At 65.7% G+C, this 15,050-nt stretch carries 15 protein-coding genes; 6 read left to right on the plus strand and 9 right to left on the minus strand.

Features of this window, described 5'->3' with window-relative positions; all coding sequences use genetic code 11:
- Positions 1–20: 20 nt before the first annotated feature.
- A complete protein-coding gene (gene mutS / locus B5D38_RS08275) occupies positions 21–2,726 on the minus strand; it encodes a DNA mismatch repair protein MutS (protein ID WP_245318932.1) in 2,706 nt (901 codons plus the stop codon).
- 325 nt (positions 2,727–3,051) lie between these two features.
- Here mutS and B5D38_RS08280 point away from each other — a divergent pair, with 325 nt between their 5' ends.
- Complete coding sequence (locus tag B5D38_RS08280) at positions 3,052–3,336, plus strand: hypothetical protein (RefSeq protein WP_131829882.1); 285 nt, start codon at positions 3,052–3,054, stop codon at positions 3,334–3,336.
- A gap of 57 nt (positions 3,337–3,393) precedes the next feature.
- On the opposite strand, the gene olsB is transcribed toward B5D38_RS08280, so the two are convergent.
- The 8 genes from olsB to sppA all read right to left on the minus strand — a co-directional run bounded on the left by olsB (position 3,394) and on the right by sppA (position 10,043).
- Positions 3,394–4,236: a l-ornithine N(alpha)-acyltransferase gene (gene olsB, locus B5D38_RS08285; protein ID WP_245319014.1), complete on the minus strand. Its 843-nt coding sequence runs from the start codon at positions 4,234–4,236 to the stop codon at positions 3,394–3,396.
- Positions 4,237–4,587: 351 nt separating this feature from the next.
- Complete coding sequence (acuI, locus tag B5D38_RS08290) at positions 4,588–5,580, minus strand: acrylyl-CoA reductase (NADPH) (protein WP_078707955.1); 993 nt, start codon at positions 5,578–5,580, stop codon at positions 4,588–4,590.
- Positions 5,577–6,080, minus strand: coding sequence for a signal peptidase II (gene lspA / locus B5D38_RS08295; protein ID WP_078707956.1), 504 nt, complete (start codon positions 6,078–6,080; stop codon positions 5,577–5,579). Before lspA ends, acuI begins: the two co-directional genes overlap by 4 nt.
- A complete protein-coding gene (locus B5D38_RS08300) occupies positions 6,077–6,943 on the minus strand; it encodes a TrmH family RNA methyltransferase (protein ID WP_078707957.1) in 867 nt (288 codons plus the stop codon). Before B5D38_RS08300 ends, lspA begins: the two co-directional genes overlap by 4 nt.
- A complete protein-coding gene (locus B5D38_RS08305) occupies positions 6,936–8,039 on the minus strand; it encodes a class I SAM-dependent rRNA methyltransferase (RefSeq protein WP_078707958.1) in 1,104 nt (367 codons plus the stop codon). The genes B5D38_RS08300 and B5D38_RS08305 overlap by 8 nt, the downstream gene beginning before the upstream one ends.
- Before the next feature lie 102 nt (positions 8,040–8,141).
- On the minus strand, positions 8,142–8,519 hold the full coding sequence (locus B5D38_RS08310) for a lipopolysaccharide assembly protein LapA domain-containing protein (protein WP_078707959.1): 378 nt from the start codon (positions 8,517–8,519) through the stop codon (positions 8,142–8,144).
- Between the two features lie 176 nt (positions 8,520–8,695).
- Entirely contained in the window at positions 8,696–8,980 is a 285-nt protein-coding gene (locus tag B5D38_RS08315) for an integration host factor subunit beta (RefSeq protein ID WP_078707960.1), read from the minus strand.
- A 127-nt stretch (positions 8,981–9,107) separates the two neighbouring features.
- Positions 9,108–10,043, minus strand: coding sequence for a signal peptide peptidase SppA (sppA, locus tag B5D38_RS08320; protein ID WP_078707961.1), 936 nt, complete (start codon positions 10,041–10,043; stop codon positions 9,108–9,110).
- Between the two features lie 225 nt (positions 10,044–10,268).
- On the opposite strand from sppA, the gene lptC reads away from it, so the two are divergent.
- From lptC to hpf, 5 genes are all read left to right on the plus strand, one after another.
- Positions 10,269–10,997 carry an LPS export ABC transporter periplasmic protein LptC gene (lptC, locus tag B5D38_RS08325; protein ID WP_078707962.1) on the plus strand — a complete coding sequence of 243 codons (729 nt, stop codon included), beginning with the start codon at positions 10,269–10,271 and terminating at the stop codon, positions 10,995–10,997.
- Between the two features lie 9 nt (positions 10,998–11,006).
- Entirely contained in the window at positions 11,007–11,615 is a 609-nt protein-coding gene (locus B5D38_RS08330) for an LptA/OstA family protein (protein ID WP_078707963.1), read from the plus strand.
- Positions 11,616–11,676: 61 nt separating this feature from the next.
- A complete protein-coding gene (gene lptB / locus B5D38_RS08335; protein WP_078707964.1) occupies positions 11,677–12,459 on the plus strand; it encodes an LPS export ABC transporter ATP-binding protein in 783 nt (260 codons plus the stop codon).
- A 235-nt stretch (positions 12,460–12,694) separates the two neighbouring features.
- Entirely contained in the window at positions 12,695–14,158 is a 1,464-nt protein-coding gene (gene rpoN, locus B5D38_RS08340; RefSeq protein WP_342587353.1) for an RNA polymerase factor sigma-54, read from the plus strand.
- A gap of 268 nt (positions 14,159–14,426) precedes the next feature.
- Positions 14,427–15,008, plus strand: a complete 582-nt coding sequence (hpf, locus tag B5D38_RS08345; RefSeq protein ID WP_078707966.1) for a ribosome hibernation-promoting factor, HPF/YfiA family — start codon at positions 14,427–14,429, stop codon at positions 15,006–15,008.
- The last annotated feature ends 42 nt before the right edge of the window (positions 15,009–15,050 follow it).

Genomic DNA, 15,050 nt, shown 5'->3' on the forward strand with positions numbered 1-15,050 from the left:
CAAGGTTCGGACGACTGAATTTAGGCTGCCCCCGTGTTCAGGCCCTTCAGCCGATAGAGCGCCTCCAGCGCCTCACGCGGGCTCATTTCGTCCGGGTTGAGCCGCGCCAACTCCTCCAGGGCCGGAGAAGCCTGTTCCTTGGCCGGCTTGGGTTCGGCCGCCTTGCGCGCCACGGCGGCAAAGAGCGGCAGATCGTCGATGAAGGCGGTGCGCGTGCCGCCCTCGTCGCCCTTTTCCAGTTCGGCCAGGACATGGCGCGCCCGCTCGATCACCGCCGGCGGCAGGCCGGCGAGCTTGGCGACCTGAATGCCGTAGGACCGATCGGCAACGCCCGGCCGGACTTCGTGGAGCAGGATGACGTCGCCCTCCCACTCCTTCACCCGCATGGTCGCGTTCCTCATGCGCTTGAGGCGCGCGGCGAGCGCCGTCATCTCGTGGAAGTGCGTGGCGAACAGCGCACGGCAGTGATTGACCTCGTGCAGGTGTTCGACGGCGGCGAAGGCGATGGACAGGCCGTCATAGGTGGCCGTGCCGCGCCCGATCTCGTCGAGAACCACCAGCGCGCGCGGTCCCGCCTGGTTGAGGATCGCCGCCGTCTCGACCATTTCGACCATGAAGGTCGAGCGCCCTTCGGCAAGGTCGTCCGATGCCCCGACGCGAGAGAACAACCGGTCGACGACGCCTATGCGGGCGCGGCGGGCTGGCACATAGGCGCCGATCTGAGCGAGCACGGCGATCAAGGCGTTCTGGCGCAAAAAGGTCGACTTGCCGCCCATGTTCGGGCCGGTGAGCAGCCAGATGGCGCCGGCCTTCGTGCCCGGCGGCGGCGAAAGATCGCAGTCGTTGGCGATGAAGGAGGCCGCGTCCGCCTTCAGCGCCGCCTCGACCACGGGATGGCGCCCGCCCTCGATGCAGAAGGAAAGGCTGTCGTCCACCTCTGGCAAGCACCAGTCCTCGGCGATGGCAAGCTCGGCGAGCGCGGACGAAACGTCGAGGATCGCGAGCGCCGACGCGCCCGCCTGAAGCGCGGCGGAGGCGGCGATCACCGCATCGCGCATGCCCTCGAAGGCCGAAAGTTCCAGCCGCAGCGCCTCCGCGGCGGCGCCCGCAATCCTCTGCTCGATTTCCGACAGTTCGACTGTGGAAAAGCGCATGCAGTTCGCCAGCGTCTGGCGGTGGATGAAGCGCGCCTTCGCCTCGTCGCCCCGGCTGAGCGCGGCGGCCTGGGTATCGGGAACCTCGATGAAATAGCCGAGCACGTTGTTGTGCTTGATCTTCAGTGACTTGACGCCGGTCTCCTCGACATAGCGTCCCTGCATCTCGGCGATCACCCGACGCGACCGATCGCGCAGATCGCGCGCCTCGTCGAGAGCAGGGATGGCGCCGGCGCGCACGAAGCCGCCATCGCGCTTCAGAAGGGGAACGTCATCATCCAGCGTCGCGGAAAGATGCTCGGCCAGCACCTCCGGCAGGGCCAGGAGATGGGCGAGCGCCTCGATGAGCTCCGGCGTCTCCAGAAGGTCGACGGCGCCGTGAAGATCGGCGATGGCCGCAGCGCGGGCGAGCCCTTCACCGATGGCGAGAAGGTCGCGAGGCCCGCCCCGGTCGAGCGAGAGGCGGGAGAGCGCGCGCTCCATGTCCGGCAGGGATTTCAGCGCCTCGCGCAGGCGCCGCCGCGTTTCGGCCTCCTCGATGAAGAAGGACAGCGAGCGCTGACGTCGCCGGATTTCGGCGGGGTTGGTGAGCGGCGCCGCGAGACGGGAGGCCAATAGGCGCGCGCCGGCTCCCGTCATCGTGCGGTCGATCACAGCCAGAAGGCTGCCCTGGCGGCGGCCCGAGATGGTGCGGGAAAGTTCGAGGCTCGTGCGCGTCGCCGGATCGATGAGCATCACGGCGCCCTCGTCCAGCCTTTCCGGCCGCGCGAGGGCGGGACGCGATTCGAACTGGGTCTTGGCGAGGTAGGCGGTCAGCGCCGCCGCGGCGGAAAGCTCGACGCGGGAAAAATCCCCGAAGCCGGAGAGGGTCGCCACGCCGTAGAAGCGGCAGAGCCGCTCTTCCGCCGTCGCCCCGTCGAAGAGAACGGCCGGCTCGGGACGCACGGTGCGCCCCAGCCGCGCGAAAACCTTCTTCAGGCTTTCGTCGTGAAACACGGTGTCCGGAACGACGAGCTCGCTCGGCTCGACCGCCAGGATATCGGCGAGAAGACGATCGGCCTTTGTCGCGAGCACCTTGAAGACGCCGGTCGAAAGGTCTGTCCAGGCGAGCGCGTATTCGGCGCCAGGGGCCGAGCCGCCGATGCGCGCCAGGCTCATCAGGTAGTTGGCACGGCCCGGCTCGAGCAGCGCCTCCTCGGTGATGGTGCCGGGCGTGACGAGGCGAACCACGTCGCGCCGCACCACCGACTTGGCGCCCCGCTTCTTCGCCTCGGCCGGGTCCTCGATCTGCTCGCACACCGCCACCCGATGGCCGAGGGCGATCAGCTTCTGAAGATACTCGTCGGCGGCGTGGATCGGCACGCCCGCCATGGGAATGTCTTCGCCAAGATGCTTGCCGCGCTTGGTTAGCGTGATGCCGAGCGCGCGCGACGCCTCGGCCGCGTCCTCGAAGAACAGCTCGTAGAAATCCCCCATGCGATAGAAGAGCAAGCAATCGGGATTGGCCGCCTTGACCTCGATGTACTGAGCCATCATCGGAGTGGGGGCAGCAATGTCCTTGTCGACCGTCATGAACGCGCGAGGTCCGTCTTCGTCAGGCATACTCAACCGGTGCCCCCGTGAGGGCAGGATCGTCCTTCCCGATTATACCAAGCCATCTCGAGCCGAAAGGCGGCCGACCGTGGCGGCGTTCACGGACTGCCTCCCTCCCCTGCTTTTTCGTGAAGCGCGTTTTCGTCGCCCCGGCTTGAAACCCGAGGCCGGCAATCGCATTTCGAACAGCAGGAAATTGACCGCCGTTGTGGCGGTCATGTGATTGCGGCGGCGCCATCCATTTGGCAGGATAGGCATTTCCGGTGCAATGTTTGGCGCTCCGGCGGCCTTGGAGAATCATGACATGAGAAAGCTTGCGGGGATAGCAGGATTTGCGCTCATCGCCAGCTCGGCGCTGGCCGACACCGCGCAGCCGGCGACGTCAAATGTCAATGTCTACCAGTACGCGCTAGAGCATCCGGCCAACGATACGAGCGTGCCGTTCCTGCCCGTTCTTGGCGAGTCCGTACCCGCGAAGGTCAAGATCGAGGAGCCGCAGAAGGGGGGCCGCTACGGCTACTTCTATTATGCCGGCCAGCCGATCATCGTCGATCTCGCCACCCGCAGCGTCGTGCGCATCGGCCAATAAGCGGGAACAGGCGGGAGGCCATGGAGTAGCGGGCAAAACCTCCGCAGATCGTTAGGATCAGGCGGCAAACCGCCCGGCATCGGCGCCATAATGGCCGATATAGCGCGGATTGATGTTCTCCACCGGCAGGACGACCAGAACGTCTGTGGTGCCGAACTGATAGTCCACCACCGCGCCCTCGCCGATATAGCCCCCGAGGCGTAGATATCCCTTGAGCAGCGGCGGAAGCTGCGCCAGCGCCCTCTTCGGGTCGGGGCATTCGCCTGGAATCACGACGCTGCGGTGAGGCAGAGCCGCCACGCGCCACTCGTCTGGCGCCTTGGCGTGGTTCGCCAGAAAGGTCAGCGGCAAGGTGAGAGTGGAGAGCTCGGTGCCGGAAAGGGAGGCACAGCCGAACAGCACATCCACCTTGTGGTGGAGCACATAGGCCCAGATCCCCTGCCATAGCAGCTCGACCGTGCGTTTGCCGCGATAGTCCTTGAGCACGCAGGAGCGGCCGAGCTCCAGGAAGCGCTTGCCTGGATGGCGCAGGATCATCGGCCCGATATCGAATTCGCTCGCGGTATAGAACCCGCCCGCCAATGCCGCCGACGTATCGCGCATCAGGCGGTAGGTGCCGACGATCTGTTCGGTGAGAACGGCGCTTTTCTGCGTATCGATGACGAGAAGATGGTCGCAATAACGATCGAACCCATCCTTGTCCCGGCGGGTCATGCGCTGGAGCGCCGAAGGCTGGGCCGCCATTTCTTCGTAGAAGACGTGATAGCGCAGCTGCTGGGCTGCCTTGATCTCCTCGCGAGAGCGCGCGAGGCGTACTTCCATACCGCCGAGCCGGCCAAGAACCCCCATAGTCGGATCGATACTCATGGCCTGTCGCGGCATGGGAACGAACGACGCCATCTTGGCGCCGAGCGGTTTCACCTTTTCGCCCAAGGGCTTCGCCATTCTTCGGATGCGTCCGCCTTCCCGTCCATGATCAAGGCTCATCGCCGTCCTCCTGGCCCCCGGATTCTGGCAAGGCCAGACCGATCGAGGCGCACCGAGAGCAGATGGCTCAAAAGCCGGTCGCCCTCTGGCTCCATCCAAAGACCATCGCGGTTCTTCGGCTGCTCATCTCCTAGCCTACGTCCGGCGACATTTTGATGACTTGTCACGAACGCGGGGAGGCAGCCTCATCGAACCATCATGAACATTGTGGAGGACGGAGGGCACGCACGCAAGCGGTAAGCTTCCGACGTCCCGCCGCGGCCTTCAAGGCATGGCGACGACGAGGCGGCCGCGCACCTTACCCTCGGTGATCTCCCTTCCCGCCTCGATGATATCGGCAAAGCCAATGTCCTTCGTGATCGCGGCGAGCTTCCCAGGGTCGAGATCGGCGGCGATCCTCGCCCAGGTGCGCTGACGCTCGGCCCGCGACACCCGCGAGGCATCGACGCCCAGCAGCGACACGGCGCGCAGGATGAAAGGCGCGACGGAGGTCGGCAAGTCCATACCACTGGCATTGCCGCAGCAGGCGACGGCACCGCCATGCTTGATGGATGCGAGCATATGAGCAAGCGTCACGCCGCCGACCGCGTCGACGCCCGCCGCCCAACGCTGGGCTTCCAGCGGCTTGGGCGCACTCGCGAGCTCCGCGCGATCGATGACCTCGGCAGCGCCGAGCCCCTTCAGGAATTCATCCTCCTCGCGCCGCCCGGTCACGGCGACGACATGCCAGCCGAGCTTGGCGAGAATGGCAATGGCGACTGAGCCGACGCCGCCGGAGGCACCCGTCACCACCACCGGCCCGCGCTCCGGCGTCATGCCCAGTTCCTCCAGGCGCATGACGCAGCGCATGGCGGTGAAACCCGCCGTGCCAACGGCCATGGCATCGCGCATGGAGAAGCCGTTCGGCAGGGCAACCAGCCAGTCGCCGTCGACGCGGGCGCGTTCGGCGAAGGCGCCGTAATGGCTCTCGCCGATGCCCCAGCCGTTGAGAATCACCTTGTCGCCGACCTTCCAGTCGGCATGGGAGGAGGAGATGACGGTGCCCGCGAGGTCAATGCCAGGAACCAGCGGAAAGCGCCGGACGATCGGCGCCTTGCCGGTGAGGGCGAGGCCGTCCTTGTAATTGATGGTGGTGGCCGCGACGGCGATCTCGACATTGCCGTCCATGAGGTCGGCCGGCGTCATGTCGACGACGGAAACCGATTGGCGCTTGTTCTCATCGCGCTCCACCAGGATCGCCTTGAAGCTCTGCGTCATGAGGATGGCCCTTCCTTGGCTCCTGTCCGCCGGTCGTGATCGAGGATGAACTCGTCGAGGATCACCAGCCCCGCCCCCACCGTGATGAAGGTATCGGCGAGGTTGAAGATGGCGAACGACCAGACCGGCGTGTGAAAAAGGATGTAGTCGACAACATAGCCGAGGCGAAGGCGGTCGATGAGATTGCCCACAGCGCCCCCGACAATGATGGCGAAGGCGAAATGACTGACCCAGCGCGTCGGCGGCGTCTTTCGCCAAAGCCAGAAGACGAAGACGAGCACGAGGAGCGCGACGGCCGAGAGGCCGAAGACACTCATGCCGGAGAAGAGAGAGAACGAGATGCCCTCGTTGCGGGTGTGGTAGAGCGCGAGGAAGGGCAGAACCGGGACGCCATCGCCAAGCGGGATGGTCGCCACGATCGCCGCCTTGATCAGCTGGTCCGCCAGAACCGCCAGCGCGACGATAATGGCGCCACGCGCAAAGACCGCCGAAGGCCTCACAGCTTCAGCGCGCTCCGCCGCGCCTCGAACAGCATGACCGCCGTCGCCACCGCGAGATTGAGGCTGTCGGCCCGCCCCGCCTGCGGAATGCGTGCCAGCACATCGCAGGCACCGGCCAGAGTATCCGACAGGCCGACCTGCTCGTTGCCCATCAGCAGGACCGTCGGTCGCTTGCCATAGGCCGGCTCGCGAAAATCGGTCGTGCCCGTCATGTGGGTGCCGACGAGAAGGCCGCCGAAGCCCGCGCGCCAGGAAAGGAACTCGGCCTCGCTGACGCGCGCCAGCGGCACCGAGAAGATCGATCCCATGGTCGCGCGCACTGCCTCAAGGCCGAAGGGGTCGACCGTATCGCCCACCAGCATCACGGCCCTCGCGCCGGCCGCGTCGGCCGTGCGGATGATGGTGCCGAGATTGCCAGGGTCGCGGACGCGGTCCAGGGCGACGACGACGCCGTGCTTGCCGAAATCGATCTTCTCCGGCGGCAGAGTCTTCTGGCGGAAAACGCCGATCGCGCTTTGCGGGTTGTCCCGACGACTGATGGCGGCGAGCACCTTCTCGTTGGCCTCGATGACATCGGCACCGAGCGCCACGGTCTTTGCCGCCGCCTTGGACAGTGCCGGATGGTCGAGATCGGCCTTGCGCACCACCAGCGTCTCGATGCGCCAGCCGGCCTCGAGCGCGTCGAGCACGAGCTTCAGCCCCTCGGCGAGGAAGAGCCCGGCCTCGCCCCGGTGCTGCTTCTTCTGGGCGAGAAGGCGGATATCCTTGACCAGCGGATTGGAGACGCTCGTCACTTCCTTGACACGGCCGGGCGCGGCCGTGGAGCGGCGCGGCTTCTGCTGGGTATCGGCGGGCTCAGACATCGGCGATCCATCGCGAGAACAGCGAGGTCGAAAGTCGGCGCGGCTCCGCCCCTTCTTCCTCGATGACGAGTTCGCCCGATTCGACGGCGCCGCCCCTTCCCCGCATGGCCTCGGCCATCAGCGCCGAAAGCGTGTAGAAGGAAGCGCGGATCGAATAGGCAGTGAGGACGACGAAAAGCGGCCTGTCAGTCAGAAGCTCTCGCGTCAGGGACAGAAGATAGGGCAGATCGTCGAAAAGCTGCCAAACTTCCCCTTTGGGGCCACGCCCGTATTTCGGCGGGTCGAGCAGGATGGCGTCATAGCGGCTGCCGCGTCGCACCTCGCGCTCGGCATAGCGCACCGCGTCCTCGCAGATCCAACGGATGGGCCGATCGCCAAGCCCCGCCAGCTCCTGATTCTCCCGCGCCCAGCCGATCGCCTTCTTGGAAGCGTCGACATGCGTGACTTCCGCCCCGGCGCGCGCGCCGATGAGAGAGGCGACGCCGGTATAGCCGAAAAGGTTGAGAAGACGGACCGGGCCCCGCGCCCGCACCTTCTCCTCAATGAAGGCCCAGTGCGCTGCCTGCTCGGGAAACACGCCGACATGGCGGAAGGAGGTAAAGCGCCCGAGATAGGAAAGGCCGTCATGGGCGAGCGGCCAGGTTTCGCCGAGCGGAACCTTGGGAAAGCGCCAGCGGCCCGTGCCCTCCTCCTCCGTATCACCGGTGAAGACGGCGTCGACGTCCTCCCAACGCGCCTCGCCGAGGCGGCGCGGCCAGATCGCCTGGTTCTCCGGTCGGCGAACGAGAAGCGGACCGTATCGCTCGAGCTTCTCGCCTCCTCCTGAATCGATCAGACCGTAGTCTCGGTCGGATGCCACGGAGAGGATCACCGGAAGGCGCTCGAGGGGACGCGCACCCTCGCGCACGGCCAGGGGTGGACGCGCCGGGCGCTCCTCCGGCTCCGCCGGATCTAACGGTTGGGGAACGCGCGGATTGCGGCGCTTGGCTTCGCTCGCGCCACCAGCATGCGACGTTGTGCCGCTTGCTCTGTCATGGCGAAGGGCGGGGCGATCCTTTGCTCCGCCTGATGGCCGGTGCGGTCGGCGCACGCGCAGCCCTCCGTTCTGGTGTGATTGCGAATCGCGGGGGCCGCGTTTGGTCCTGGCCGAAGAGTTGGCCGCCGCCTATTTTGCCGCCGGCGTCCCGCCGCCTTTGGCTTATGCGGTCCGGGTCGGCGCCAGGGCGGTCCCGCCACCGGCCGATGCGGCCAGCTGGTCGCGCTCGGCCCTCATGCGACGGGCGCGCTCGCGCGCCTCCTCCGCCTCGTTCCTGGCGCGTTCCAGCTCATGCTTCCGGCGAAAAGCGGCGCGGCGGTAGTGAGCCTGCGTGACGAAGGTGCCGATGCCGCCCAGGAAGACGCCGACGATGAGAAAACCCATGAGCAGCACGAAGAGCGGCGCCGACAGCTGAAGCTGCGGCAATGTGCCGAGTGGGTCGAGCGACAGGGTCGTCATCTCCCGGTTGGCGACGCAGAAGATGATCAGCACCACCGCGATCGGAACCAGAATGACGAAGGAAATGACTTTGGAAACCATGGACCGTTCTCAGCAGACGCAAGGTGCCGGCCGCTCGCGGGAGCCGCCGCTCTTCGTCTAGTATGGTCTGGGGGCACGAGCCGTCAACGTCGCGAGGGCGGAAAGCTTAACCCTTGGCTGACGGATAACCGTCTTCCCGCTCAGCTCTCGTCGAAACCGCGCGAAGAGACCGCTGGTCAATCGCCGCTGTTCAGACGCTCGCGCAATTCCTTGCCCGCCTTGAAGAAGGGCACCCACTTCTCTTCGACGTCCACCGTGTCGCCGGTGCGCGGGTTGCGGCCGGCGCGCGGCGGGCGGTTCTTGACGGAGAAGGCGCCAAATCCGCGCAGCTCCACGCGATCGCTCTCGCAGAGCGCCTCCGTGATCTCGTCGAAGATCGCGTTGACGATCGTCTCCACGTCCCGCTGATAGAGATGGGGATTACGGCTCGCGATAATCTGCACGAGTTCGGACTTGATCACTTATTCCTCCAGCGCCGCACCGAACCGGCATCTGCCTCGCGTCCAACGGCTCTGATCGCCGCCAATGGCAGCATTGGTTGTTCCCCAAAATAACAAACGCCAGCCCGCGTCGACGGACTTGCGCCTGTCACCGAAGCTGCCAGAGCGACACGAGGCCGTCAAGTCGCGCCGCCGGCCCGGCAAGCGCCTCGGCAAGGCTGCGCGCCGACGGGTCGAGTCCCACGAGGGAGAACGCCGCCGAGCGCGCATTCTCGATAAAGGCGAAACGACCCTCCCGATCCGGCTTGCGATCGACGATGGCCAGTCCCTTCGGCATGTCGGGCTGGGCCTCGAGCCAGGCGCGCAGTTCGACCTCGCCGCCGATGGTGTCGACCAGGCCATTCTTGACCCCCTGCTGCCCGGTGAAGATCGAGCCGTCGGCGAGCTCCAGCACATCCTCCCGACTCATCTTGCGCCGTTCCGCCACCAGATCGACGAACCAGCCATAGGTGTCGGCGACGATGCGTCCAAGCATGGCGCGCGCCTCGGGATCGGTCGGGTGGAAGGGCGAAGGCTCGGCCTTCAGCGGCGCCGACTTCACCGCGTCGATCTTGACGCCGATCGTGTCGAGCAGCTTCGAGGCATCGGCAAATTGGATGAGGACGCCGATCGAGCCGACGATGGACGTGTTGTGGGCGACGATATGGTCGGCGGCGCTGGCGATCATGTATCCCGCCGAGGCCGCGAGGCTGCCAACCTCGGCAGCCACCGGCTTGACCTCGGCTATGGCGCGGGCCGCCTCGTAAATGGTTTCGCCGCCCGTCGTTGTGCCGCCGGGCGAATCGATGCGCAGAATGACGGCGCGCACCTTGGGATCCGTTCGCAGCCCGTCCATGAGGCGCAGCAGATCGCGATCCTCCGTGACGACGCCCTCGATCGAGATCCTGGCGATCTGGTCGCCCCCGAGCCAGGATTCCTCCGGGCCGCGCAACAACAGCGCCGCGCCGACCACGGCCAGCGCCAGGATCGCGATCGCAGCAAAGCGCCAGAAGCCGAGCTTGCGTCGCAGCCAACGCCGGTCCATGAGGTCGTAAGGGTCGTGCGCCAAGCTTTTCTCCGCCAGAAATATCAGAGGGCCACCGACCGATAGTGTCTCGCCGCATCCTTGCCAAGGCAAGATGGGCGCCTCGATGGCGTGACAGGGGGTTACGAGCGACGTAAAAATCCCATATTCGCAGAGGAGACTGTGCCGTTACCATCAGGGGATGGAGGCAAAGCCTCGCTCCGACGCCGATTTGGGAAGGATCCCGTGCTCGATCGATCCAGTGACGCCGTCACGAACATCCGCGACGAGCGGCCCGCCAGCATGGGAAACGAGCCGGGACGCGCGGAGGCCCCCCCGCGTCTTGAGCGCGAGTTCCGGCGTGCGCGGCGCCATTCGACGCTCGTTCGGATTCTGCGGATCAGCCTGCCGGTCCTCGCTGTGCTCATTCTTCTTGCTGCCGGCGCCAAGACCTGGCTCGCCCGTCTGATACCAGACGACATGAGCCTGGCCAACGTAACCGTCTCTGATGGGCGCATCGTGATGGAAGCGCCGCGCCTTTCCGGCTTCGACAGCCATGACCAGCCTTACTGGATGGTCGCCGACAAGGCCTATCAGTCGGTGGGCGATGGCCGCATCGACCTGGAAGGCGTTCGCGCCAATCTTTCCCTGACCGACGGCACCACCGTCGACATCAGCGCCACCAAGGGTCAATTCGATCCGGAAAAGCAGACCCTCAGCCTCGATGACAAGATTACTGTAAGGACGTCCAGTGGTATGACGGCCGAAATGCAGCATGCCGACGTCAACATCGCCAAGAATGAGCTGACGGGCCAAGGTCCGGTTGAGATCACGACGCAAAGCCAGACGGTGCATGCCGGCAGCCTCAAGGTGGCGGGCGGTGGCAAGCTTCTGTCATTCGGCGATCGCGTGAAGATGACGCTGTTGCCGGAGAAGACTGATACGCCGTCCCAACCCGGCGCCGGGAGCCGATAGGATTTTTCCATGACGAAACTGCTTTCTGCCATGCTCATTGCCGGCGCCCTCGCCCTGCCGGCATCGACAATCGGGGCCGGAGCGCAAGGCTTCGGCAATACGTTCGGCGGCCTCCAGATGTCGCAGGATCAGCCGATCGCCATCGAGTCGAACCAGCTCGACGTCAACGACGCCGACGCGATGGCGGTCTTCACCGGCAACGTGCAGGTCACGCAAGGCGAAACGCTGCTCAAGACCGGCAAGCTTGTCGTACACTACGCCAAGCAAGCGGCCGGCGGCGACTCCGCCGATGGGAAGGCCAAGCCGGCAGCGGCCAGCCTGCCCGGCGGCGGCGGCGAGATCGAGAAGCTCGAGGCCAGCGAGAACGTCTACATCAAGTCGAACGATCAGGTGGCGACCGCCCAGCAAGCGACGTTCGACATGACCACACAGCTCGCCGTGATGACCGGCGACGTCGTGCTCACCCAAGGCGACAATGTCGCGGCCGGATGCCGGCTTACCATTCACATGGATACCAGTGTCGCCCGCCTGGAAAGCGGCAACTGCGGTGGCGCGAAGGGCGAAGGCCGTGTGCGCGTCATGCTCACGACCAAGCAGAAGCCTGAGGGCCAGCAATGATCGCCGACGTGCTGCGCCAGCCATCGCCGAGAGATTGGCCGGCCCTCGGGAGACGGCGCCCATGAGCCTCGTGGATGACCGGGCGGCCGATCAGGGTGCGACTGGGCCGACCGTCGGCTCCGAGGGTGCGCTCGTCGCCAGCGGCCTCACCAAGACCTATCGCGGCCGACGCGTGGTCGATGATGTCGCGCTGTCGGTTCGGCGCGGCGAGGCCGTCGGGCTTCTCGGGCCCAACGGTGCCGGCAAGACCACCTGTTTCTACATGATCACCGGCCTCGTGCCGGTGGATCGCGGCCGCATCGAGCTCGACGGCCATGACATCACCGGTGTGCCGATGTACCGGCGCGCGCGCCTCGGTATCGGCTACCTGCCGCAGGAAGCCTCGATCTTTCGCGGCCTTTCCGTCGAGGATAACATTCGCTCCGTCCTGGAACTCGTGGAGAAGGACAAGGCCAAGCGCGAGGCGGAGCTGACGTCGCTGCTCGAGGAATTCCACATCGCGCATCTGCGCAAGCAGGCATCCACCTCGCTGTCCGGCGGTGAACGACGGCGCTGCGAGATCGCGCGAGCACTGGCCACTCATCCGACCTTCATGCTGCTGGACGAACCGTTCGCCGGCGTCGATCCGATCGCGGTGGCCGATATCCAGGCTCTGGTCCGCCATCTGACACGGCGCGGCATCGGCGTACTGATCACCGACCACAACGTTCGCGAAACCCTCGGCCTGATCGACCGCGCCTACATCATGCACGCGGGCGCCGTGCTGACCCACGGCAGTCCCCAGGAAATCGTCGACAACATCGAGGTCCGGCGCTTCTATCTGGGCGACCGTTTCACCTTCTGATCCAGGGCCTGCCACGGCATTCCGCCTGTCGTGCCGGCAATCGTGGTCGAGGCGGCGCATCGACAGACGTTGACAAGCAAGATGCGGACCAGCTTTGATGCGTTCGGGTGAAAGCACCCGGACGCCGGCAGGCGGGATGCCGGCTCGTCATCGCCAGCGCGACATCGAGGACCTCGTGGGGCCTCCTCGGTCGGGCCGGCGATCCTGGGTCAGGTGGGATTGCGATAGACGCATGATGCTGTCGGCAAAACTTCAACTTCGTCAGAGCCAGTCGCTGGTCATGACGCCGCAGCTTCTCCAGTCGATCCGGCTGCTGCAGTTCAATCATCTCGAACTCAAGTCCTTCATCGAGGCCGAGGCCGAGCGCAACCCGCTCATCGAAGTGGTCGAGAATCCGGAACCGGGGGCGACGACCGTGCCATCGGGCGAGGATGCGCCAGGGGCGCGCCACGTGGCGGAAGTCGACACAGAAGCCGGAGAAATGCTTCCTGGCGAGGCGCCACGGGCCGAGGCGGAGTACGGTTTTTCCACGCCCTGGGGCGGCGGCGCGGGCACGAGCACGGGTGACGGCGCGGCCTGGATCGAGGACCTGCCGGAGACCGGCCACTCCCTGATCGCGCACGCCGAGGCCGAGATCGGCGAAATCATCGCCGGTCCCATCGACAAGGCAATAGCGCTGGCGCTTCTGGATCACCTCGACGAGGCAGGCTATCTGCGCGTCGCCGCAAGGGACGCGGCCGAGGCGCTCGGCGTTCCCACCGCGACGGTCGAGGCTGTGATCGCCACCCTTCAGGCCGAGGCCGACCCGGCGGGCCTTTTTGCCCGCGATCTCGGCGAATGCCTCACCCTCCAGCTCAAGCGCCGCGACCGCCTCGATCCGGTGATGGAGCGCGTCCTTGCCAATCTCGATCTTCTTGCCCGGCGGGACTTTCAGGCGCTGAAGCGCCTCACAGGCGAGGACGAGGCCGGTCTGCTGGATATCCTCTCAGAGATCCGCCATCTCGACCCGAAGCCGGGGCGCGCCTTCTCCCAGGAGCCGGCAACGCCCGTCGTACCCGAGGTGCTGCTAACACGCTCGCTTGAGGGCGGGTGGCGAGTGGAGCTCAACGGTCAGACCCTGCCCAAGGTGCTCGTCGATCAGGACTATGTTCGGCGGGTGAGCGCGGGCGCGCGCGCCGAGGAGGATCGCTCCTTCGTTACCGATTGTCAGCACTCGGCGAACTGGCTGATGCGCTCTCTCGATCAGCGCGCGCGCACCATCCTGAAGGTCGCCGAGGAGATTGTGCGCCGCCAGGAAGCCTTCTTCGAGAAGGGCGTCGCCCAGCTGAAGCCGTTGACGCTGATGGCGGTCGCCAACGCGATCGGCATGCACGAGTCCACCGTTAGCCGCGTAACCTCCAACAAGTTCATGGCGACGCCGCGCGGTCTCTTCGAGCTGAAGTACTTCTTCACAGTGGCCATCGCCTCCAGCGCCGGCGGCGACGCCCATTCCGCCGAAAGCGTCAAGCATCGCATCCGCAAGCTGGTGGATGCCGAAACCGCAGGAAAAATCCTCTCCGACGACGACATCGCGGCGACACTGAAGGCGGAGGGGGTCGATCTGGCTCGCAGGACTGTGGCGAAATATCGCGAGGCCCTGTCCATCCCTTCATCCATCCAGCGTCGACGTGAGATGAATGCCCGCCAGCCCGCCTGCTAATAGCGCTTTCGTGCCTCAAAACGATTACGCTTTCAGCGGCAGGAAGGACGAAACCCTTGGCAGCGCCGCGCGTTGACAGTCAGCGCAATCGTTTCTAGAACGCGCCACCCATGGAAGTCTGCCGGTTGCGGACTTCCCGGTGTCCCAACAACGGCCCATTTGAGCCCATGCCAGCGAGCCTCGACTTAACGGACATGCAAGGACGCCGGGCCCAAGAATTGGCCGATCAAAGCGCCACAGGCGACGAATCCTAAAAGGGAGAACCGTGATGAGCCTTCGTGTTTCGGGCAAGCACATGGACGTGGGCGAAGCCTTCCGTACGCGCATCGAGGAGCGCCTGGGAGATTCCGTCGCCAAATATTTCGACGGCAACTTTTCCGGCACCGTCGTCATGTCCAAGAACGGTGCCCGTTATTCGGCCGATTGCACGGTCCACCTCGACACGGGCGTCGTCTTCCAGGCCAACGGGGGCGCGCATGATCCGCAACCCGCCTTCGAGGAGGCGGCCGAGCGCATCGAGAAGCGCCTGCGCCGCTACAAGCGGCGTCTCAAGGATTACCGGGCCGGCGACGACGCCACCAAGAGCGACATCGCCCTGACGGTGATGGAGGCGATCCCCGAGGAAACCGAGGATCTGCCGGAAAACTACGCGCCAGCCATCGTCGCCGAGACGTCGCTGCCGCTCTCGACCCTGAGCGTCGCCGGGGCGGTGATGGAGCTCGACCGCCGCGACAGCCCGGTCGTGATCTTCCGCAATGCCGCCTCGGGTGAGGTCAACATCGTCTATCGCCGCTCTGACGGAAATTTCGGCTGGGTTGACCCGTCGACTTACAAAGGCGATAGCGCTTGAGGCTGGCGCAAGCTCTGGCAGAGATTGTTCGCGTGGCCCGGC

Source organism: Consotaella salsifontis, from assembly GCF_900167365.1.
GTDB lineage: Bacteria > Pseudomonadota > Alphaproteobacteria > Rhizobiales > Rhizobiaceae > Consotaella > Consotaella salsifontis.

Excerpts from the sequence above, each read along its gene's own strand:
- mutS (WP_245318932.1), bottom strand. The coding sequence starts at position 2,726 with ATGACGGTCGACAAGGACATTGCTGCCCCCACTCCGATGATGGCTCAG.
- B5D38_RS08280 (WP_131829882.1), top strand. The coding sequence starts at position 3,052 with ATGAGAAAGCTTGCGGGGATAGCAGGATTTGCGCTCATCGCCAGCTCG.
- olsB (WP_245319014.1), bottom strand. The coding sequence starts at position 4,236 with ATGGCGTCGTTCGTTCCCATGCCGCGACAGGCCATGAGTATCGATCCG.
- acuI (WP_078707955.1), bottom strand. The coding sequence starts at position 5,580 with ATGACGCAGAGCTTCAAGGCGATCCTGGTGGAGCGCGATGAGAACAAG.
- B5D38_RS08300 (WP_078707957.1), bottom strand. The coding sequence starts at position 6,943 with ATGTCTGAGCCCGCCGATACCCAGCAGAAGCCGCGCCGCTCCACGGCC.
- B5D38_RS08310 (WP_078707959.1), bottom strand. The coding sequence starts at position 8,519 with ATGGTTTCCAAAGTCATTTCCTTCGTCATTCTGGTTCCGATCGCGGTG.
- sppA (WP_078707961.1), bottom strand. The coding sequence starts at position 10,043 with ATGGACCGGCGTTGGCTGCGACGCAAGCTCGGCTTCTGGCGCTTTGCT.
- B5D38_RS08330 (WP_078707963.1), top strand. The coding sequence starts at position 11,007 with ATGACGAAACTGCTTTCTGCCATGCTCATTGCCGGCGCCCTCGCCCTG.
- lptB (WP_078707964.1), top strand. The coding sequence starts at position 11,677 with ATGAGCCTCGTGGATGACCGGGCGGCCGATCAGGGTGCGACTGGGCCG.
- rpoN (WP_342587353.1), top strand. The coding sequence starts at position 12,695 with ATGCTGTCGGCAAAACTTCAACTTCGTCAGAGCCAGTCGCTGGTCATG.
- hpf (WP_078707966.1), top strand. The coding sequence starts at position 14,427 with ATGAGCCTTCGTGTTTCGGGCAAGCACATGGACGTGGGCGAAGCCTTC.